The 18772-nt window shown below is 72.5% G+C and carries 20 protein-coding genes and 1 riboswitch; of the genes, 16 read left to right on the top strand and 4 right to left on the bottom strand.

Features of this window, described 5'->3' with window-relative positions; translation table 11 throughout:
• The first annotated feature begins 66 nt into the window (after positions 1 to 66).
• A complete protein-coding gene (locus ACFQQI_RS21155) occupies positions 67 to 1089 on the top strand; it encodes a hypothetical protein (RefSeq protein ID WP_378568278.1) in 1023 nt (340 codons plus the stop codon).
• On the opposite strand, the gene ACFQQI_RS21150 is transcribed toward ACFQQI_RS21155, so the two are convergent.
• Together ACFQQI_RS21150 and ACFQQI_RS21145 are read right to left on the bottom strand one after the other, a co-directional pair.
• Positions 1082 to 1849: an MBL fold metallo-hydrolase gene (locus ACFQQI_RS21150; RefSeq protein ID WP_378568276.1), complete on the bottom strand. Its 768-nt coding sequence runs from the start codon at positions 1847 to 1849 to the stop codon at positions 1082 to 1084. The genes ACFQQI_RS21155 and ACFQQI_RS21150 overlap by 8 nt on opposite strands.
• Entirely contained in the window at positions 1846 to 2637 is a 792-nt protein-coding gene (locus tag ACFQQI_RS21145; RefSeq protein ID WP_378568274.1) for a putative protein N(5)-glutamine methyltransferase, read from the bottom strand. Before ACFQQI_RS21145 ends, ACFQQI_RS21150 begins: the two co-directional genes overlap by 4 nt.
• Here ACFQQI_RS21145 and ACFQQI_RS21140 point away from each other — a divergent pair.
• From ACFQQI_RS21140 to ACFQQI_RS21105, 8 genes are all read left to right on the top strand, one after another.
• A complete protein-coding gene (locus ACFQQI_RS21140; RefSeq protein ID WP_378568272.1) occupies positions 2636 to 2992 on the top strand; it encodes a hypothetical protein in 357 nt (118 codons plus the stop codon). The two genes, ACFQQI_RS21145 and ACFQQI_RS21140, sit on opposite strands and share 2 nt — an antisense overlap.
• Positions 2989 to 3387 (top strand): hypothetical protein, encoded by a 399-nt coding sequence (locus ACFQQI_RS21135; protein WP_378568270.1) that lies wholly within the window; start codon positions 2989 to 2991, stop codon positions 3385 to 3387. The genes ACFQQI_RS21140 and ACFQQI_RS21135 overlap by 4 nt, the downstream gene beginning before the upstream one ends.
• A 22-nt stretch (positions 3388 to 3409) precedes the next feature.
• Entirely contained in the window at positions 3410 to 4597 is a 1188-nt protein-coding gene (locus ACFQQI_RS21130) for an NADH:flavin oxidoreductase (protein WP_378568268.1), read from the top strand.
• A 114-nt stretch (positions 4598 to 4711) separates the two neighbouring features.
• Positions 4712 to 5803, top strand: coding sequence for a diacylglycerol kinase (locus ACFQQI_RS21125; protein ID WP_378568266.1), 1092 nt, complete (start codon positions 4712 to 4714; stop codon positions 5801 to 5803).
• A complete protein-coding gene (locus tag ACFQQI_RS21120) occupies positions 5800 to 6603 on the top strand; it encodes an SDR family oxidoreductase (RefSeq protein ID WP_378568264.1) in 804 nt (267 codons plus the stop codon). Before ACFQQI_RS21125 ends, ACFQQI_RS21120 begins: the two co-directional genes overlap by 4 nt.
• A 9-nt stretch (positions 6604 to 6612) precedes the next feature.
• Positions 6613 to 7680 carry an MBL fold metallo-hydrolase gene (locus ACFQQI_RS21115; protein WP_378568262.1) on the top strand — a complete coding sequence of 356 codons (1068 nt, stop codon included), beginning with the start codon at positions 6613 to 6615 and terminating at the stop codon, positions 7678 to 7680.
• A gap of 82 nt (positions 7681 to 7762) precedes the next feature.
• The gene (locus ACFQQI_RS21110; protein WP_378568260.1) at positions 7763 to 8485 is read left to right on the top strand and encodes a hypothetical protein; all 723 of its coding nucleotides are present in this window, start codon (positions 7763 to 7765) and stop codon (positions 8483 to 8485) included.
• The gene (locus ACFQQI_RS21105) at positions 8482 to 8973 is read left to right on the top strand and encodes an RDD family protein (RefSeq protein WP_378568258.1); all 492 of its coding nucleotides are present in this window, start codon (positions 8482 to 8484) and stop codon (positions 8971 to 8973) included. The genes ACFQQI_RS21110 and ACFQQI_RS21105 overlap by 4 nt, the downstream gene beginning before the upstream one ends.
• A 3-nt stretch (positions 8974 to 8976) precedes the next feature.
• Here ACFQQI_RS21105 and ACFQQI_RS21100 read toward each other — a convergent pair whose 3' ends face one another.
• Positions 8977 to 9408, bottom strand: a complete 432-nt coding sequence (locus tag ACFQQI_RS21100; RefSeq protein WP_378568256.1) for a GNAT family N-acetyltransferase — start codon at positions 9406 to 9408, stop codon at positions 8977 to 8979.
• Positions 9405 to 10319 (bottom strand): alpha/beta hydrolase, encoded by a 915-nt coding sequence (locus tag ACFQQI_RS21095; RefSeq protein WP_378568254.1) that lies wholly within the window; start codon positions 10317 to 10319, stop codon positions 9405 to 9407. The genes ACFQQI_RS21100 and ACFQQI_RS21095 overlap by 4 nt, the downstream gene beginning before the upstream one ends.
• A 173-nt stretch (positions 10320 to 10492) precedes the next feature.
• Here ACFQQI_RS21095 and ACFQQI_RS21090 point away from each other — a divergent pair, with 173 nt between their 5' ends.
• From ACFQQI_RS21090 to ACFQQI_RS21060, 7 genes are all read left to right on the top strand, one after another.
• Positions 10493 to 10990: a carboxymuconolactone decarboxylase family protein gene (locus tag ACFQQI_RS21090; protein WP_378568253.1), complete on the top strand. Its 498-nt coding sequence runs from the start codon at positions 10493 to 10495 to the stop codon at positions 10988 to 10990.
• A complete protein-coding gene (locus ACFQQI_RS21085; RefSeq protein ID WP_378568251.1) occupies positions 10987 to 11871 on the top strand; it encodes an RNA polymerase sigma-70 factor in 885 nt (294 codons plus the stop codon). The genes ACFQQI_RS21090 and ACFQQI_RS21085 overlap by 4 nt, the downstream gene beginning before the upstream one ends.
• A gap of 15 nt (positions 11872 to 11886) precedes the next feature.
• Positions 11887 to 11995, top strand: a riboswitch (TPP riboswitch).
• Between the two features lie 5 nt (positions 11996 to 12000).
• Positions 12001 to 13044: a thiamine ABC transporter substrate binding subunit gene (locus ACFQQI_RS21080; RefSeq protein ID WP_378568249.1), complete on the top strand. Its 1044-nt coding sequence runs from the start codon at positions 12001 to 12003 to the stop codon at positions 13042 to 13044.
• Between the two features lie 10 nt (positions 13045 to 13054).
• Positions 13055 to 14689 (top strand): ABC transporter permease, encoded by a 1635-nt coding sequence (locus ACFQQI_RS21075; RefSeq protein ID WP_378568247.1) that lies wholly within the window; start codon positions 13055 to 13057, stop codon positions 14687 to 14689.
• Positions 14689 to 15696 carry an ABC transporter ATP-binding protein gene (locus ACFQQI_RS21070; RefSeq protein ID WP_378568245.1) on the top strand — a complete coding sequence of 336 codons (1008 nt, stop codon included), beginning with the start codon at positions 14689 to 14691 and terminating at the stop codon, positions 15694 to 15696. Before ACFQQI_RS21075 ends, ACFQQI_RS21070 begins: the two co-directional genes overlap by 1 nt.
• Before the next feature lie 46 nt (positions 15697 to 15742).
• The gene (locus tag ACFQQI_RS21065; protein WP_378568243.1) at positions 15743 to 16777 is read left to right on the top strand and encodes a phosphatase PAP2 family protein; all 1035 of its coding nucleotides are present in this window, start codon (positions 15743 to 15745) and stop codon (positions 16775 to 16777) included.
• 35 nt (positions 16778 to 16812) lie between these two features.
• On the top strand, positions 16813 to 18768 hold the full coding sequence (locus ACFQQI_RS21060; protein ID WP_378568241.1) for an acyl-CoA dehydrogenase: 1956 nt from the start codon (positions 16813 to 16815) through the stop codon (positions 18766 to 18768).
• Positions 18769 to 18772 lie beyond the last annotated feature (4 nt).

Below are 18772 nucleotides of genomic sequence, written 5' to 3'. Positions count from 1 at the left end.
GTGATGGGTGGTGTTCGTGGGGCTAGCGTGATTGTCGTCGAACGACCGAGCCGGAGGGGAAGCCGCGTGGTCGGACGGATTCCTCGTGCGCGACGGCACGCCAGGTGGGCGGGGCCGCCGCCGCTCCTGCTGCTGGCCACGGTCCTGGGCGTGCTGGTCGCGCCGGCGGTCGCCGAGGAGCAGCCCTCCCCGCGCCCGGCCGCGAGCGCCCGCCCCACGGTGAGCACGGTGAGCACGGTGAGCGTGGCGGCCACGCCGCGCTCGATCGAGCCCCAGGTCGTACGCGCGGACGTCGCGCCGCTGGAGCCCGCCCTCGACATCGGCGTGGCGAGCATGAACATGCTCCGCCTGCTCTCCCCGCAGCAGGCGGGCGCCGACGCGCGCCGGCTGACCACCGACCCGGCCGTCGACGTCGTCGGCTGGCAGGAGGCGCAGCACTTCGGACCGGTGCTCCGGGCGCTGCCCGGCTGGCGCACCGCGACCTTCGAGCGGCGCGGCGAGATCTCGGAGCTCGCGGTGTCGTGGCGGGCGGAGAAGTTCCGGCTGGTCCGGTCGAAGCTGGTGTACGGCGTGCCCGGCGTCGACGTCGACCAGGGCCGCTACCCGTTCGCGGGCCGGCGGATCGCCGTGGTCACGCTCGAGCACCGCGCCAGCGGCCGGCGCCTCACCGTGCTCGACGCCCACCTGCCGATGATGATCGAGGACGACGCGACCCCGGGTCGCTGGGCCGCGACCCTGAACGCCCGGCATGGGCGCCGGCACCTCGCGCGCATCGCCCAGGCCTGGCGTCGCACCGACAACCGCTGGGTGGTCGGCACCGGCGACTTCAACTTCGACGCCCGCGCCGACGCCCGCCGGTTGCCTGCCGGCGGCCCCACCCGGATGCTCGGCCGGGTCGCGATCTCGTCGTACCGCGTGCTCGGGGCGGGGACCCCGCCGACCTATCCGGAGCGGGAGCGGCGCATCGACTACGTGTGGGTCGACCGGGCCGCCCGGAAGGCGGGGCGGATGGAGCTGCTGCGGCACTGGGTGCTGCCGGACTTCAACAGCGACCACCGGCCGATCGTGGCGCGGCTGCGGCTCACCTGACCGTCACCCGCTCGCCCGGGCTTGCCAGCTCGGCCCGTGTCGTCGGGGACGCATCGTGCAGTGCCCCGACGAAGCGCGCGCCCGGCGTGACGAACAGGCGGCGGTGGTTGGCGCGGGCGACCCGGCGCAGCCCCCAGGGCCAGAACGTCCCCCAGTGGACCGGGACGGCGACGTCCGCGCCGACCCGCGCGACGGCCGCGGCCGCGGCGTGGGGGTCCATGTGGCCGTCCTCCAGCGTGGGTCCCCAGCCGCCGATCGGCACGAGCGCGAGGTCGACCCGGCCGATTCCGCGCATGTCGTCGCGGAGCTCGGTGTCTCCAGGGAACCAGAACGACCGGTCCCCGGCCGAGACCCGGAACCCGAGGGGCGGCGCGGTGATCCGGGTGTGCGGCCCGCGGCGGTCGTCGTGGGTAGCGGGCAGCACCTCCACCGTCAGGCCGGCGACCTCGACGACGTCCCCGGGCACGACCGGCCGCACGCGGTCGCCGCCGAGCGACCGCAGCAGGCGCTCACCGCCGCGCCCGACCAACACCACGGTGTCGTCGGGGAACCGTCGCAGCGACGGCACGTGCAGGTGGTCGAGGTGGAGGTGCGAGAGCAGCACGACGTCCGCGTCGTACGCCGCCGCGTCGGGGCTCCGCGCGTGGCGACGGAGGTGGAGCAGCCGGTCGGACAGCAACGGGTCCGTCGCGACCCGGGCGCCGCCGATCTCGACGGTCGCCGACGCGTGTCCCCACCAGGTGGCGGCGAGCCCGCTCACGGTGCGCGTCCGATCGCGACGGTCCCGTCGACCTCGTCGTCACGGACGACGTCGGCGGTGAGCCCGGCAGCCTCCATGAGCGCGACGGTACGGCCGGCCTGGCCGCGGCTTGTCTCCACCAGCACCCGGCCGCCCGGGGCCAGCCAGGCCGGCGCCCCGGCGATCACGCCGCGCTGCACGTCGAGACCGTCGGCGCCGCCGTCGAGCGCCACCCGGTGCTCGTGGTCGCGCGCCTCGGGCGGCATCAGGGCGATCTCGTCGGTCGGCACGTACGGCGCATTCGCGACGACCACGCGCACCCGACCGCGAAGGTCCGCCGGCAGCGCGGCGTACAGGTCGCCTTCGTGGACCTGATCGGGGGGCAGGTTGCGCCGGGCGCAGGCGACCGCGGCCGGGTCGACGTCGGCGGCGTGCACCTCCAGACCGCCCACGGCGTCGAGCAGTGCGGCGCCGAGCGCCCCGGTGCCGCAGCACAGGTCGACCGCGACGTCGCCCGGGCCCAGTCCCACGGCGGCGACCCGCACCAGCACCTCCGAGCGTCGCCGCGGCACGAACACCCCTGGCGCCACGGCCATCCGCAGCCCGCAGAAGTCCGCGTGGCCGACGACTATCTCCAGCGGCGCGCCCGCGACCCGCTCGGCGAGCATCCGCTCGAGCTCGCCCTCGTCGGAGGCCGCGTCGCGCAGCACGCGGGCCTCGTCCTCCGCGAAGACGCAGCCGGCAGCGCGCAGTGCGTCGACGAGGGCCGTGTCCGGCGAGCGCAGGGCCATGGTCGATGATGCTCCCATGCCGAGCGTCTCGACCCAGGTCACCTGGATCGTCGTCGGGTACGCCGCCCTCGTGTTCGTCCTCGCCCTGGTCGTCGCGCTGCGGGGCCGCGAGCGCCCCTCCTGGCTGGACCAGATGGCGTGGATGCTCGAGCTGCTGCTGGTGGTCCGCGCGCTCGCCGGGCTCACGGCGTTCCGCGGCGACGGGCCCGACTCGGTCTCGACGTACGTCGGCTACCTGCTCGCGTCGGTGTGCGTGATGCCGATCGCGATGAAGTCGGTCGAGGGCGACCGCGCGACCTGGTCGTCCGCGGTGATCGCGGTCGCAGCGGTGGCCGTCGGCGTGATCGCCGTACGCCTGGAAATGACCGCATGAGCTCCGCCCGGTCGGGCCCGCACCAGGTGCTGCTGGCCTGTTACGCCCTCTTCGCGCTCGCCGCGGGCGCCCGGTCGCTGGTGCAGCTGGTCACGCGGTACGACGAGGCGCCGGTCGCCTACTGGCTCTCGCTCGGCGCCGCCGTCACCTACGCGCTGGGCTGGGTGGCGATCCGCCGCGCATCGGTCGGGCACACCGGCTTCGCGAGCGTGATGCTGTGGGTCGAGCTGGCGGGCGTGCTCACGGTCGGGACGCTCAGCCTGGTCCGCCCCGAGTGGTTCCCCGACGCGTCGGTGTGGTCCGACTTCGGCATCGGCTACGGGTTCGTCCCGGCGGTCCTCCCGGTCGCCGGCCTGCTCTGGCTGCGGCGGCAGCGCGCCCTTTCCGCGACCTGAAACGTGTTCTAGATTTGCGGGCGTGACGCCCGATGTCTTCGCCCCTGCCCGGCTCGGTCCGGTCCGGCTCCGCAACCGGACGGTGAAGGCCGCGACCTTCGAGGGACGGACCCCGGACGGCCAGGTGACCGACGCGCTGATCGACTACCACCTGGCGCCTGCGCGGGGCGGGGTCGGGCTCACGACCGTCGCCTACCTGGCCGTCGCGCCCGAGGGCCGCACCCACCGCGAGGTGATCGTGGTCGGCCCCGAGGCCCGCGACGGCCTGGCCCGGTTGGTCGACGCGATCCACGAGACAGGCGCGGCGATCGCCGGCCAGGTCGGCCACGCGGGCCCGGTCGCCAACGGCCGATCGAACGGCGTGCACGCCCTCGCGGCCAGCCGGATGCCCAGCCCGCTGTCGATGCAGATGGTGCGTTCCGCCAGTGAGGCCGACCTGACCCGCATCACGCGCGACTACGTCGCCGCCGCGCGCACGCTGGTCGACGCCGGCTTCGACGTCCTCGAGCTGCACATGGCGCACAGCTACCTCATCTCGTCGTTCCTCGCCCCCGGGCTCAACCGCCGCAAGGACGGGTGGGGCGGCTCCCTCGACAACCGGGCGCGCCTGGGCCGCCAGGTCGCCCGCGCCGTACGCGACGAGGTCGGCGACTCCTGCGCGGTCACCGCCAAGATCTCAGTCTCCGACGGCTTCAAGGGTGGCGTGACGACCGCGGAGTCACTGGAGTACGCCGCGATGCTGGAGGCCGACGGGTGCCTGGATGCCCTGCAGCTGAGCGGCGGCTCGTCGCTGATGAACCCGATGTACCTCTTCCGCGGCGAGGCGCCGGTGTCGGAGTTCGCGGCGACCATGCCGCCCCTGGTGCGGTTCGGGATGAGGACGCCGCTGGGCAAGGGCTTCCTCAAGCGCTACCCGTTCGAGGAGGCCTACTTCCGCGAGAAGCAGCTGCAGTTCCGCGCGGCCCTGTCGATGCCGCTCATGCAGCTCGGAGGCATCAACCGCCTCGACACCATGGAGCAGGCGATGTCGGACGGCTTCGACTTCGTCGCCATGGGCCGCGCGCTGCTCCGCGAGCCCGACCTGGTCGACCGGCTGGCCGCCGGCCGCGCCACCGAGGGCATCTGCATCCACTGCAACCGCTGCATGCCCACGATCTACTCCGGCACGCGCTGCCCGGTGATCGACGTCGAGCCGGCCGGCCAGCTGTAACGGGGTGTTGTGACCTCTGCTGACCCGGTGTGACCGGCCTTCAGGTGCCACAACACCCCGTTACAGCTCCGGCGCCCTTCCCAGCGCACTAGAACGTGTTCTAGATTGCCCGGTATGGGAGAGCCACGTACGCCGTACCGCGTCGTCGTCTGGTCCACGGGCACCGTGGGCCGCCACGCGATCAAGGGCATCGACGCCCACCCGGACCTCGAGCTGGTGGGCGTCTGGGTGTCCAGCCCTGCCAAGGACGGCAGGGACGCCGGCGAGCTGGCGGAGCTCGGCCGTGAGCTCGGCGTCCTCGCGACCACCGACACGGACGCGCTGCTGGCCTTGGAGCCCGACTGCATCGTGCACACCGCGATGACCGACGACCGGGTCTTCGAGTCGATCCACGACCTGATCGGGTTCCTCGAGGCCGGGGTCAACGTGGTCTCGAGCGGACCGGTGCTGCTGCAGTGGCCCGAGCGGATCCTGCCGCCGGAGCTGATGGAGCGGATCGCCTACGCGGGGCGCACCACCGGCGCGAGCCTGCACGTGAACGGCATCGATCCGGGGTTCGCCAACGACGTCCTGCCGCTGGTGCTGACCAGCCTCTCCCAGCGCATCGACGAGGTGCGCGTGATGGAGATCTGCGACTACTCGACCTACTACCAGCCGGTCGTCATGAACGACCTCTTCGGATTCGGCAGGCCGATGGACGAGCCGGGCTTCCTCTGGGCCCCGGGCATCCTCTCCATGGCGTGGGGGAGCGTCGTCCGGCAGATCGCCGCCGGCCTCGGCATCACCCTGGACGAGCCGCTCGTCGAGGAGGTCGACCGCCGGCCCGCCGAGGTCGACGCCGAGAGCGTGTCCGGCGTCGTCAAGGCCGGGACGATGGGGGCGGTCCGCTTCCAGGTCATCGGCACGGTCGACGGCGTTCCGCGCGTCGTGCTCGAGCACATCACCCGGACCGCACCGGACCAGGTCCCGGAGTGGCCGACCCCGCCGGACGGTGGCGGCTGCTACCGCGTCGTGATCGAGGGCGAGCCGCACATGCAGTGCGACTTCACCCACCACGGCGAGCACGGCGACCACAACGTCTCCGGGATGATCGTCACCGCCCAGCGGCTCGTGAACTGCGTGCCCGCGGTCGTCGCCGCGGACGGCGGGCTCGTCACCGCGCTCGACCTCCCGCTCGTGACCGGCAAGGGGCTGGTGTCGCAGTGAGCATCCTCGACCGCTTCTCCGTCGACGGCCAGGTCGCGATCGTCACCGGCGCCGGCCGCGGCCTCGGCGCCGCCACCGCCGTCGCGCTCGCCGAGGCCGGCGCCGACGTGCTCATCTCCGCCCGCACCGCCGAGCAGCTCGAGGCGGTGGCGGAGCGGGTCCGCGCGACCGGGCGGCGCTGCGTCGTCGTGGCCGCCGACCTCAGCGACCTCGACGCCGTCGCCGGCCTCGCGCAGGCGGCGTACGACGAGCTCGGCCGGCTCGACACGGTCGTCAACAACGTCGGAGGCACCTTCCCCAAGGAGTTCCTCCAGACGAGCCCCCGGTTCCTCAACGAGGCGTTCAGCTTCAACGTGGCGACCGCACACGCGCTGACCCGGGCCGCCGTACCCCTGATGCTGAAGGACGAGGACAAGCAGAAGAGCGTCGTCACGATCAGCTCGATGATGGGCCGTACGGCGGACCGCGGCTTCGTCGCCTACGGCACGGCGAAGGCCGCACTGGCGCACTGGACGAAGATGGCCGCCCAGGACCTCGCGCCGAGGATCCGGGTCAACGGCATCTACGTCGGCTCGATCATGACCAGCGCGCTGGAGTACGTCGCGGGCCAGCCGGAGCTCATGAGCCAGCTCGAGACCAAGACGCCGCTCGGTCGGGTCGGCGAGCCGGAGGACATCGCGGCCGGGGTGCTCTACCTCGCGTCGCGGGCGGGGCAGTACGTCACCGGGAAGCTCATCGAGATCGACGGCGGCATCCAGCAGCCGACCCTCGACCTCGGCTTCCCGGACGTCGCACCGTAAGGTCCGAACGTGACCACCTCCACGACGTCCACCGCGCACGCCGTCTCGCCGGACTCCGGCGAGCACTGGTCGAAGGAGGGCGCCTGGCGGGTCGCGGAGGGCATCCACCGGATCCCGCTGCCGCTGCCGATGGACGGCCTCAAGGCCGTCAACGTCTACGCGATCGAGACCGACGAGGGCCTGACGCTGATCGACGGCGGCTGGTCGATCGAGGTGGCGCGCGACCTGCTCGAGCGGTGCCTGGGCGACATCGGCTACGGGTTCGGCGACATCACGCGGTTCCTCGTCACCCACATCCACCGCGACCACTACACGCTCGCGACCGTGCTCGGCCACGAGTACGGCGCCGACGTGGCGCTCGGCCTCGACGAGAAGCCCGGGCTGGACCTGCTCAACAACGCCGCGGAGTTCGAGCAGAGCCCGTTCCTCGCCGTGCTCCGCACCGCCGGCGCTCACGAGATCGCCGACGAGTGGGCGCAGGGCCCGCGCGAGCTGCCGGACCCGGCGTGGTGGCAGTACCCCGACACCTGGCTCTCCGGCGACCAGCAGATCGCCGTCGGCGCGCGCACCCTCGACGCGGTGCACACGCCCGGCCACACCCCCGGTCACTACGTGTACGCCGAGCAGGCCGCCGGCCTGCTGTTCGCGGGCGACCACGTGCTGCCGACGATCACCCCGTCGATCGGGTTCACGGTGCCGCCGGTCGCTGACCCGCTCGGCGACTTCATGGCGTCGCTGACCAAGGTGCGCTCGCTGCCCGACCTCACGGTGCTGCCCGCGCACGGACCGGTCGCCCCGTCGTCGCACGCCCGCGTCGACGAGCTGCTCGCCCACCACGAGGAGCGGCTCGACCAGAGCCTCGTTGCGCTCGCCGCCGGCCCGCGCACGGGGCACGAGGTCGCCCTCGAGCTGCCGTGGACCCGCCATGACCACCCGTACGACGAGCTCGACTCCTTCGCGCAGGGCATGGCCTCGATGGAGACCAAGGCCCACCTCGAGCTGCTCGTCGCCCGCGGGCAGGCCACCTGCGACGACACCGCCGACGGCGTGGTGTTCGCGGCCGTGTCCCCCGCCTGACCCCTTCTCGTCCGTACCGGGTGAGGCCGGTGACGGTCCGTGGGTCCACTCTGGGCTGACGGATCGTCGTCAGGAGGACCCGATGCGTGTGGTCATGGCGCTCGACGCGACCCTCGGCGCGGCAGCGGTGGCCGCCGGTCTCGCGACCGGGGCCGGCCGGCGGGTCGTGGCCGTGACCGCGCCGGTCGCCCGACCCGTCGTGACCCCCGTGGTGACGCTGGTGCTGCGGCCCCCGCTGGTCGCGGCCGCACGCCGCGGCGAGGTGCATCGTCGAGCCTTGCGCCGCGAGGTGGTCAGGCTCCTCGACGAGCTCGTCCCCGTGCTCGCCCGCGAGCTGCTCGCCCGGATGGACCTGACCGACCTGGTGCGGCGGTACGTCGATCTCGACCAGCTGGTCGCGTCCGTCGACCTCGACGGCGCCGTCGGCAGGGTGGACATCGACGCGGTCGCGTCCCGGATCGACCTGGACGCGATCGTGGCCCGCATCGACCTCGACCGCATCGTCCGGGAGCGGGTCGACCTCGACGGGATCGTCGCGACGGTCGACCTGGACGCGATCGTGGCGCGCGTCGACGTCGACGCCGTCATCGACCGGGTGGACCTGGTGGGCCTCGCCGAGGGCGTGATCGCCGAGGTCGACCTGCCCGAGATCATCCGGGAGTCCACGGGGTCGATGGCCTCCGAGACCGTGCGCGGCGTCCGCATGCAAGGCATCTCCGCCGACGAGGCGATCGGGCGGGCCGTGGACCGGGTCCGGGTGCGCCGCAGCCGTCGTCGACCGAGCCGCCCTGCGGAGGCTCCGTGACCGAGCCCGACCTCAGCCACCTGCCCCGCGAGGCCCGGCCGTTCCAGGGGCAGCCCGCGGGCCTGGTCAGCCGCCTGGTCGCCGCCGTCATCGACGGCCTCGTCGTCGCGGCGGCGCTCGGCGCGGCCTACCTGGGCGTCAACGGGGTGCTGTTCTTCCTCGACCCGCGCACCTTCCACTTCCGGGAGCCGATCCCGCTGCTGTCCCTGACGTCGGGCTTCGTGCTGTCCGTGCTCTACCTCTGGGTCGCCTGGGCGTGGGTGGCGCGCACCGTCGGGTGCCAGGTGATGGGGCTGCGGGTCGTCGGGTGGCGTGGTCGGCGGATCGGGGTCCTCGTCGCGCTGGCCCGCGCGGTGTTCTACGTCCTCTTCCCGGTCGGGCTCGTCTGGTGCGTCATCAACCCGCGGTCCCACAGCGTGCAGGACATCCTGCTGCGCACGTCGGTCGTGTACGACTGGATGCCGCACACGCCGCTGCGTGAGGGATGAGCGTCAGGCCGGCTTGCGCATCGGGATGTGCGGGATCCCGTCCTCGACGAACTCCGGGCCGTCCTGGGTGAAGCCGAACGTCGCGTACCACCCCGCCAGCGGCGACTGGGCGTCGAGCACGACGTCGCGCCCCTTCGCGACCTGCAGCGCGGTCTGCATGAGCGGGTCGGCCAGGCCGCGACCGCGCGCCGGCCCGGCCAGCGCGACGCGCCCGATCCGCCAGGTGTCGCCGTCGTCGAGCACCCGGGCGTAGCCCAGCACCCTGTCGTCGTCGCGGAGCAGCACGTGCCGCGTGCCCGGCTCGTCGTCGCGGCCGTCCAGGTCGGGGTAGGGGCAGTCCTGCTCGACGACGAAGACGTCCTGGCGGAGCTTCCAGACGGCGTACGCCGTGGGCGCGTCCAGGGCCGTGAACGGGCCGGCGGTGATCGTGATCATCGGAGGAACTCCGTCGTCCGCGCCCAGGCGTCCCGGGCCTCCGGGATCCACGGCAGCAGCGGGTAGACGTGCACCAGGTCGGCGACCTCGACGTACGCGAGGTCCCAGCCGGCCTCGGCGGCACGCCGCTCGAGCAGCCGGCAGCCGGGGGCGAGGGTGTCGCGGGTGCCGCAGAACATCAGCGCCGGCGGCAGCCCGGCCAGGTCGCCGAGGGCGGGTGACACCTCCGGCCGGCCGAGGTCGTCGGGCGAGCCCGCCCACCACCCGGCGTACGTCTCGAGCTTGCTGAGGAAGAGCCACGGGTCGCGGGCCGAGAACTGGTGGGTCTCGGGCGTGCTGGTCGTCAGGTCCACCCACGGCGCGATCAGCAGCAGCCGGTCGGCCTGCGGCCCGCCGCGGTCGCGCAGCGTCAGCGCCAGGGCGAGCGCGTAGCCGCCACCCGCGGAGTCGCCGGCGAGCACCAGCCGGTCGGAGTCCTTCCCCCACCGGGCGGTGAGGTCGGCGAGCGCGTGATGGGAGTCGCGCCAGGTGTGCTCGGGGGCCACCGGGTAGTCCGGCACCACGACCCGCGCGTCGAGTGCCTCCGCCAGCCGCGCGAGGTAGCGCAGGTGGAAGGGGTCGATGCCGGCGACGTACCCACCACCGTGCAGGTAGACCACCGTGGTGCCCGGGTCGCTGTGGCGCGGCGTCACGACGTACGACGCGAACGCGCCGCGCTCGCCCTGCACCTGCTCGGTGACGACCGAGAACCGCTTGTCGAAGCCGCGCACCGCCTGGGTCGGCAGCCGGGGCTCGAGCGTGCGGTGCAACGCCTCCAGCCGGGCCTTCTCGGCGTCGGCAGAAAGGATCTCGCCCGACTTCCGCATCCGCGGGATCGCCCAGGCGAGGAACTGGTGGCGACGGCTCGGCATGGGGTTCAGCGTAGGGCTGTCACACGGACGGGTCGGCCGGCGTCTTCATGCCGACACGAGGCCGACACGATCCGAGGAGGAGACATGCCCAGCACGTTCCGCATCCCGAAGGCACCGATCACCGGGCTCTACGGGAAGTTCCTGACGGCGTACGCCGACGCACCTACGGGCAGGTGCCCGACGGCGTCCACACCTACTTCCACCACAAGCCGGTGCTCAAGGCGGTGCTCGGGTTCGAGGGCAAGGTCGCGAAGTGGCGCGAGCTCGACCCGGCCCTGAAGTCCTACGCACAGCTCGCCAGTGCCGCCACGATCGGCTGCAGCTGGTGCCTGGACTTCGGCTACTTCCTCGCGCACAACGACGGGCTGGACGAGGCCAAGGTCCGCGAGGTGCCGCGCTGGCAGGAGTCCGACGTGTTCACCCCGCTCGAGCGCGAGGTGCTCGCGTACGCCGACGCGATGTCGACCACGCCGATGACCGTCACCGACGAGATGGTGGCGAGCCTCGTCGACCAGCTCGGGACCCCGGCCGTCGTCGAGCTCACCCAGATGATCGCCGTGGAGAACATGCGCTCGCGGTTCAACTCCGCCGCCGGCCTGCAGAGCCAGGGATATTCGGATGTGTGCGAGCTGCCGCTCGCCGTACCGTCGTCGACTGTGAGGCACGCATGATGGGCGGGAAGAGCCGCGCCACCGACCTCTTCGTCGAGCACCGCAACCTGCTGTTCACGGTCGCCTACGAGATGCTCGGCTCCGCGGCCGACGCCGAGGACGTGCTCCAGGAGGCCTGGCTGCGCTGGGTCAAGGTCGACCTCGACGAGGTGCGCGACGAGCGCGCCTACCTGGTGCGGGTCACGACGCGGCTCGCCATCGACCGGATGCGCAGCAACGCCCGCCGGCGGGAGTCGTACGTCGGGCCGTGGCTGCCCGAGCCGCTGCTGACGACGCCCGACGTCGCCGAGGACGTCGAGCTCGCCGACTCGGTCTCGCTGGCGATGCTCACCCTGCTCGAGACGCTCGGGCCGACCGAGCGGGCGGTGTTCGTGCTGCGCGAGGTCTTCGGCTTCGAGTACGACGAGATCGCGGCCTCGGTCGACAAGACCCCGGCCGCCGTGCGGCAGATCGCCCACCGCGCCCGGGCCCACGTCGCCGAGCGACGGCCGCGCGCCGAGGCGTCGCAGGTCGAGCGCGACCGGGTGCTCGAGCAGTTCGTGCGCGCCGCGTCGACCGGTGACATCCAGAGCCTGATGGACGTGCTCGCGCCCGACGTCGTCCTGGTCACCGACGGCGGCGGCCTCAAGAAGGCCGCCCTGCGCCCGATCCTCGGCGCGGAGAAGGTGGTGCGCTTCCTGGCCGCCGTCTCCGAGGGCCTCGACGCCGCGGCCGACGTCGTGGTCGTCAACGGCGCGCCCGCCCTGCGCGTGGTCATCGACGGCGAGATCGACACGATCGCCAGCATGGTCGTCGAGGACGGCCTCGTGACCGGCCTCTACGTCGTACGCAACCCGGAGAAGCTCGCCCGCCTGGACGCCGTGACCGCGCTGACCCGCTGAGGGACTAGGCTCGACTCCACAAGACAGGGGAGCACGCGCGAGCGTGCTGAGAGTGCGGACCAGCCGCAGACCCTATGAACCTGATCCGGTTAGCACCGGCGAAGGGAGTCGGAGTTGAGAAACATGCGCATGGTCGCACCCGTCCTGGCCACCGTCCTCGCGGCGTCGGCCTGCTCGACCGTCGGCAACGACAGCGGCAGCGAGTCGGAGGAGCAGCAGTCGGACCGGGTCGTGCTCGTGACCCACGAGTCGTTCGTGCTGCCGAAGAAGCTCCAGAGGCAGTTCGAGCAGGAGTCCGGCTACGACCTCGTCGTCCGCGCCTCCGGTGACGCCGGGGCGCTCACCAACAAGCTGGTGCTGACCAAGGAGGACCCGCTGGGCGACGTGGCCTTCGGCGTCGACAACACCTTCGCCTCGCGGGCGCTCGAGGAGGGCGTCTTCGCGGCGTACGACGCGACGCTGCCCGAGGGCGCCGACCAGTACCGCCTGCCGGGAGACGACGACCACGCCCTGACGCCGGTCGACAATGCCAGCGTCTGCGTGAACATCGACGACACCTGGTTCGCCGACCAGGACCTCGAGCCGCCGACCGGGCTCGACGACCTCGCGGACCCGGCGTACCGCGACCTCTTCGTCACCTCCGGCGCCGCCACCAGCTCGCCTGGCATGGCGTTCCTGCTGGCGACCATCGCGGAGTACGGCGACGAGTGGCCGGACTACTGGGAGCGCCTGATGGACAACGGCGCGAAGCTCACCGACGGCTGGTCGGACGCCTACCAGGTCGACTTCACGCAGGGAGGCGGCCAGGGCAAGCGCCCGATCGTGCTGTCCTACGACTCCTCGCCGGCGTTCACGATCGCCGACGACGGCTCGTCGACGACCAGCGCGCTGCTCGACACCTGCTTCCGGCAGGTCGAGTACGCCGGCGTGCTCGACGGGGCCGCGAACACCGACGGCGCCGAGGCCCTCGTCGACTTCCTGCTGACGCCGGAGGTGCAGGCGGCGCTGCCGACGAGCATGTACGTCTTCCCGGTCGACGCGTCCGTCGAGCTGCCGGCGGAGTGGGCGACGTTCGCGGAGCAGCCCACCGAGCCCCTCGAGGTCGACCCGGCCGACATCGCGGAGCACCGCGACGAGTGGCTGCGCGACTGGAGCGACGTCACCAGTCGATGAGACCCCGGGCATGAGGCGCATCGCCACGCTGGTCGGCCTGGCGGCGGTGCCGCTGGCCGTCCTCGGCGTGTTCTTCGTGCTGCCGGTGAGCGGCATGATCGGCGAGGGGTTCGTCGTCGACGGCACGTTCGACCCGGGCGCCGTGGCGGAGGTGCTGACCCGGCCGCGCACGGTACGGGTCGTCTGGTTCACGGTCTGGTCGGCGCTGGCCGGTACGACGGTCGCGGTGCTGCTCGGCGTACCCGCGGCGCACCTGCTGCACCGTCGTGTGTTCCCAGGCCGCCGCGCCCTGCGGGCCGCGCTGCTGGTGCCGTTCGTGCTGCCGACGGTGGTCGTCGGCGTCGCGTTCCGCGAGCTGATCGGCGAGGCCGGGCCGCTGGGCTTCCTGGGGTTCGACGGCTCCGCCGTCGCGATCATCGCGGGCCTGGCCTTCTTCAACGTGGCCGTCGTGATCAGGGCCGTGGGCGCGGCCTGGGAGTCGCTCGACCCGCGCCCCGCCCAGGCCGCCGCGGCGCTCGGGGCCAGCCCGGCGCAGGTCTTCCGCACCGTCACGCTGCCGTCCCTGCGCCCGGCGATCGTGTCGGCGGCGAGCGTGGTCTTCCTCTTCTGCGCCACTGCCTTCGGCGTCGTGCTCACCCTCGGCGGCCTGCGCTACTCCTCGGTGGAGACCGAGATCTACCTGCTCACCACCAACCTGCTCGACCTTCAGGCGGCGGCTGCGCTCTCGATCGTGCAGCTGCTGGCGATCACCGCGCTGCTGCTCATCACCAGCCGGCTGCGCGCCGTGCCCGACCCGACGCTCGCCCGCTCGACCGACCGCCCGCCGCGCCCCTCGCGCGGCGACTGGCCGAGCCTGCTGTCGACGGGGCTGGTCGTGGTGCTCGTCGGGCTGCCGGTCGCGGCGCTCGTCGTCGGCTCCCTCCGGGTCGGCGACGCCTGGAGCATCGACAACTACCGGGCGCTGACCACCGAGGGATCGCGCCAGGCGCTGCTGGTGCCGGTCACCCACGCGCTGGTGACGTCGCTGCGCACCGCGGTCGACGCCACCTGGATGTCGCTGACGCTGGGCCTGCTGGTCGCCGTCGTCGTGACGCGGCGCTCGCACAGCCGCGCCGAGCGCCGGGTCCGCGGCCTGCTGGACGGCCTGTTCATGCTCCCGCTCGGGGTGTCCGCGGTGACGCTCGGCTTCGGCTTCCTGATCACGCTCGACGAGCCCCCGCTCGACTTCCGCGACTCCCCGCTGCTGGTGCCGATCGCCCAGGCGCTGGTGGCCCTCCCGCTCGTCGTACGCACGCTGGCGCCGGCGCTCGGCGGCGTCGACGACCGGCAGCGGCAGGCAGCGGCCTCGCTCGGCGCGGGGCCGATGCGCACGTTCGCCAGCGTCGACCTGCCGGTGCTCTGGAAGCCGCTGCTGGCCGCGGCCGGCTTCGCCTTCGCGGTGTCGCTGGGGGAGTTCGGGGCCACGTCGTTCCTGGCCCGTGAGGAGAACCCGACCGTACCGATCGTGATCTTCCACCTGATCGGGCACCCGGGTGCGATGAACTACGGCATGGCCCTCGCCGCCTCCGTCGTCCTCGCCGCGACCACCGCCGTCGTGATGCTCGCGGTCGAGCGGCTGCGCGTCCCCTCGGTCGGAGCGCTCTGATGCTCACCCTCGACGACGTCTCCGTGGCGTACGACGGCGTGCCGGCCGTCGTCGGCGCCTCGCTGTCCCTCGACGAGGGCCACGTGCTCGCCGTGCTCGGACCGAGCGGATCCGGCAAGTCGACGCTGCTGCGCGCGATCGCCGGCCTCGAGCCGGTCGGCGCCGGCCGCGTCTGCTGGGACGACGCCGACCTGACCGGCGTGCCGACGCACAAGCGCGGCTTCGCGTTGATGTTCCAGGACGGCCAGCTCTTCGGCCACCTCACGGTCGCCCGCAACGTCGGCTACGCGCTGCGCCTCCGGCGTACGCCGAACGCGGCGGCCCGGGTGCGCGAGCTGCTCGCGCTGGTGGGGCTCGACGGCTACGGCGACCGGCTGCCGGCGACGCTCTCCGGCGGCGAGCGCCAGCGCGTGGCGCTCGCCCGCTCGCTCGCGGTGCAGCCACGGCTGCTGCTGCTCGACGAGCCGCTGTCGGCGCTCGACGCCGGCCTGCGCGAGCGGCTCGCGGCCGACCTGCGCGACATCCTGCGCGAGGCCGGCACGACCGCGCTGATGGTCACCCACGACCAGGAGGAGGCGTTCGCCGTCGCCGACCGGCTCGCGGTCATGCGCGCCGGCCGGATCGTGCAGCAGGGCGACATCACCGCGGTCTGGCGACAGCCCGTCGACGTCGAGACGGCGCTCTTCCTCGGGTATGCCCACGTGCTGGAGGGTGATCCCGCCCACGTGCTGATGCGGGCGGCCGGGCTCGACCTGGGCGGCCGCGCGGTCGCCGTACGCCGCTCCGCGCTCGTGGTCGCGGACTCGGGACCGCTCGCCGGCACGGTCACCGCCGCCCGCGTGACGCCGGTGCAGATCCGGCTGCGGGTCGATGTCGACGGCATCGGCGAGGTCGACGCCGTCGCGCGCCTGGACGCGCACCCGGCGCCGGGCGACCGCGTGTCGATCGTGGTGGACGCCTCACGACTGGCCGCGATACCTCGGGGTCTCGAGAGACACGGTGGTTGAGGAGCCGAGGAACGAGGCGTCTCGAAACCTCCCTACACTTGCGGGCGTGTATCGCCGTGCCTGGACCCTTCTCGTGGTCAACGCCATCGTCATGGGTCTGTGGGCGATCATCACGGCATGGTCGGTCGGCCGACCGCTGATCGACCCCGAGGGCAGCTTCCTCGGACCGTCCTGGCTGCGCCTGCCGATCCTCTGCCTGGGCGCGCTCTTCCTCGACCTCGTGCCGCGCGCGATCTGGATCTCGCGGGGCCGGCCGCGCCGGATGCCGGAGCTGATCCGCGAGCGCTGGCACGCGCACTGGTCCCGGGAGCGGTTCCTGCTGGTGGTGCTCGGCATCGTCTGCTTCTACGTGATCTACGTCTGCTACCGGAACCTCAAGTCGTTCCTCCCGCTGGTCAGCGACCGGATGTACGACCGCGAGCTGCAGGCCCTCGACGAGATCCTGTTCTTCGGGCACCACCCCGGGCCGATCATCCACGACCTCCTCGGCACGACGGTCGTCGCGCACGTGCTCTCCAACTTCTACCTGCTCTTCATCCCCATGGTCGCGATCATGGTGACGGTCTGGCTGGTCTGGTCGCGCAACCTCTCCTACGGCTGGTGGTTCGTCACCGCCCAGGGCATCGCGTGGACGCTCGGCACCGTCTCCTACTACGCGCTGCCGACGATCGGCCCCGGCCTCGAGTACCCCCACCTGTACGACCTCACCCACACCGGCACGACCGACCTGATGGAATCGCTGGTCAACGCGCGCCAGGGCGTGCTCTGGGGCGACGGCGAGGCGCAGACCGTCGCGGGCTTCGCCAGCCTGCACACGGCCATCTCGCTGCTGTGGGCGCTGATGGTGCAGTTCACGGTCCGCTCGCGGGCCATCCGCATCATCTTCTGGGTCAACTTCGGCCTGACCGTCGTCGCCACGCTCTACTTCGGCTGGCACTACATCGCCGACGACATCGCCGGCGTGATGATCGCCTTCATCTCCTTCTACGTCGGCGGCATCGCCAGCGGGCAGAAGTTCGACCGGCACGGCCTCGCCTCGCACCCCACCACGACGACCTCGCACGTCCCCGTCGACCATTAGCTTGACCGCGCCCCGGCGTGGGTAATCCTCCGGGCATGACCACCGACGCCGCGCCCGAGGTCGACGTCCCGGCGCTGACGCGACTCCTCGACGGCGAGTACGCCGAGGTGCGCGACCTCGTGCGCACCAACCTCGCCAAGTACGCCTCCGTCCTCGACGAGGCCGACGAGCTCGACATGGACGCCTTCCGCGAACGGGTGCGCGAGCTCGTCGTCGAGATGGCCGCGACCGGGCAGACCGGCATGGGCTTCCCCGAGGAGTACGGCGGCGGCGGCGACATCGGCGCATCGGTCGCGGCGTTCGAGACACTGTCCTTCGGTGACCTGTCGGTGGTGGTGAAGGTCGGCGTGCAGTTCGGGCTCTTCGGCGGCGCGATCCTCCAGCTGGGGACCAAGCGGCACCACGACGCCTACCTCAGCGACGTCGTGACCGGCCGGCTGATGGGCTGCTTCGCGATGACCGAGACCGGCCACGGCTCCAACGTGCAGGCGCTCGGCACGGTTGCGACGTACGACGTGGACACGCAGGAGTTCGTGATCACCACCCACGGTGACCAGTCGCGCAAGGACTACATCGGCAACGCGGCGAAGCACGCCGAGCTCGCTGTCGTCTTCGCGCAGCTCGAGGTCGGCCCTGAGGACGACCGGGTGTCGGAGGGGGTGCACGCGTTCGTCGTGCCGATCCGCGTCGACGGCGAGGTCGCGCCCGGCGTCCGCATCGAGGACGACGGCCGCAAGATGGGCCTCAACGGCGTCGACAACGGCCGGATCTGGTTCGACGGCGTGCGGGTGCCGCGGGAGGCCCTGCTCAACCAGTTCGCCGACGTGACCCCCGAGGGCGTCTACGAGAGCCCGATCGACAACCCGAACCGGCGCTTCTTCACGATGCTCGGCACGCTCGTCCAGGGCCGCGTGAGCGTCGGCGGCGCCGCCATCAACGCCAGCAAGGTCGCGCTCGCGATCGCGACGACGTACGCCGTGCGCCGGCGGCAGTTCGAGGCGACCTCGGAGACCGAAGAGGAGCTGCTGCTCGACTACGGCCTGCACCAGCGGCGGCTCCTCCCGCTGATCGCCCGCACCTACGCGCTGCACTTCGCGCAGGACGTCGTACGCACGCAGCTGCACGAGGTGTTCTCCGGCATCAAGACCGACGAGCACTACCGCCGCGAGCTCGAGGCGCGGGCGGCCGGCACGAAGGCGCTCGGCACCTGGCACGCGACCCGCACCATCCAGGAGTGCCGGGAGGCGTGCGGCGGGGCGGGCTACCTGGCCGTGAACCGGTTCGCGGCCCTCAAGGCCGACAGCGACATCTTCACGACGTTCGAGGGTGACAACCACGTGCTGCTGCAGCTCGTGGCGAAGGGCCTGCTGACCGACTACGCCAGCGAGTTCGAGGACATGGACCAGCTCGGGATGGTCCGCTTCGTCGCCGGCCTCGCGGTCGAGACCGTCATCGAGAAGACCTCGGTGCACACCCTGCTCGAGCGGGTGCGCGACCTGCTCCCCGGCGGCAGCAGCGACGACGGCGACCAGGAGGCCGGGCTGCTCGACTCGGACTACCAGCTCGCGATGCTGCGCTACCGCGAGGAGCACATGCTGGCCGGCGTCGCCCGCCGCCTGAAGCGGGGCATCGACCAGGACCTCAACCCCGGCGTGGTCTTCTCGCAGGTGCAGGACCACGTGGTCGGCGCGGCCAACGCCCATGTCGAGCGCCTCGTGCTCGAGGCGTTCGTCGACCGGATGCGGTCACTGCCCGACGACGCGCCCAACCGGGTCGCGCTGGGCCTCCTCTGCGACCTGTTCGCACTGTCGACGATCGAGGCCGACCGGGCCTGGTTCATGGAGCACGCCCGCCTGTCGGCGCAGCGGTCCAAGGCGATCACCCGCCAGGTGAACCGGCTCTGCCAGCAGGTCCGGCCGATCGCCGTACCGCTCGTGGACGCCTGGGGCGTGCCGCCGGAGATGCTCAGGTCACCTGATCTGGTCGGGTGACCGA

The organism is Nocardioides sp. GCM10030259 (assembly GCF_042666375.1).
Lineage (GTDB): Bacteria > Actinomycetota > Actinomycetes > Propionibacteriales > Nocardioidaceae > Nocardioides.
Note: the sequence above shows the minus strand (reverse complement) of the source record. Positions and strands in the feature narration are given on the sequence as shown.

What these genes read in the sequence shown, in the direction of transcription:
- ACFQQI_RS21085 (WP_378568251.1), top strand. Translation starts at nt 10,987, where the DNA reads ATGATGGGCGGGAAGAGCCGCGCCACCGACCTCTTCGTCGAGCACCGC.
- ACFQQI_RS21145 (WP_378568274.1), bottom strand. Translation starts at nt 2,637, where the DNA reads ATGGGAGCATCATCGACCATGGCCCTGCGCTCGCCGGACACGGCCCTC.
- ACFQQI_RS21080 (WP_378568249.1), top strand. Translation starts at nt 12,001, where the DNA reads ATGGTCGCACCCGTCCTGGCCACCGTCCTCGCGGCGTCGGCCTGCTCG.
- ACFQQI_RS21110 (WP_378568260.1), top strand. Translation starts at nt 7,763, where the DNA reads ATGCGTGTGGTCATGGCGCTCGACGCGACCCTCGGCGCGGCAGCGGTG.
- ACFQQI_RS21070 (WP_378568245.1), top strand. Translation starts at nt 14,689, where the DNA reads ATGCTCACCCTCGACGACGTCTCCGTGGCGTACGACGGCGTGCCGGCC.
- ACFQQI_RS21135 (WP_378568270.1), top strand. Translation starts at nt 2,989, where the DNA reads ATGAGCTCCGCCCGGTCGGGCCCGCACCAGGTGCTGCTGGCCTGTTAC.
- ACFQQI_RS21125 (WP_378568266.1), top strand. Translation starts at nt 4,712, where the DNA reads ATGGGAGAGCCACGTACGCCGTACCGCGTCGTCGTCTGGTCCACGGGC.
- ACFQQI_RS21060 (WP_378568241.1), top strand. Translation starts at nt 16,813, where the DNA reads ATGACCACCGACGCCGCGCCCGAGGTCGACGTCCCGGCGCTGACGCGA.
- ACFQQI_RS21075 (WP_378568247.1), top strand. Translation starts at nt 13,055, where the DNA reads ATGAGGCGCATCGCCACGCTGGTCGGCCTGGCGGCGGTGCCGCTGGCC.
- ACFQQI_RS21095 (WP_378568254.1), bottom strand. Translation starts at nt 10,319, where the DNA reads ATGCCGAGCCGTCGCCACCAGTTCCTCGCCTGGGCGATCCCGCGGATG.
- ACFQQI_RS21100 (WP_378568256.1), bottom strand. Translation starts at nt 9,408, where the DNA reads ATGATCACGATCACCGCCGGCCCGTTCACGGCCCTGGACGCGCCCACG.
- ACFQQI_RS21140 (WP_378568272.1), top strand. Translation starts at nt 2,636, where the DNA reads ATGCCGAGCGTCTCGACCCAGGTCACCTGGATCGTCGTCGGGTACGCC.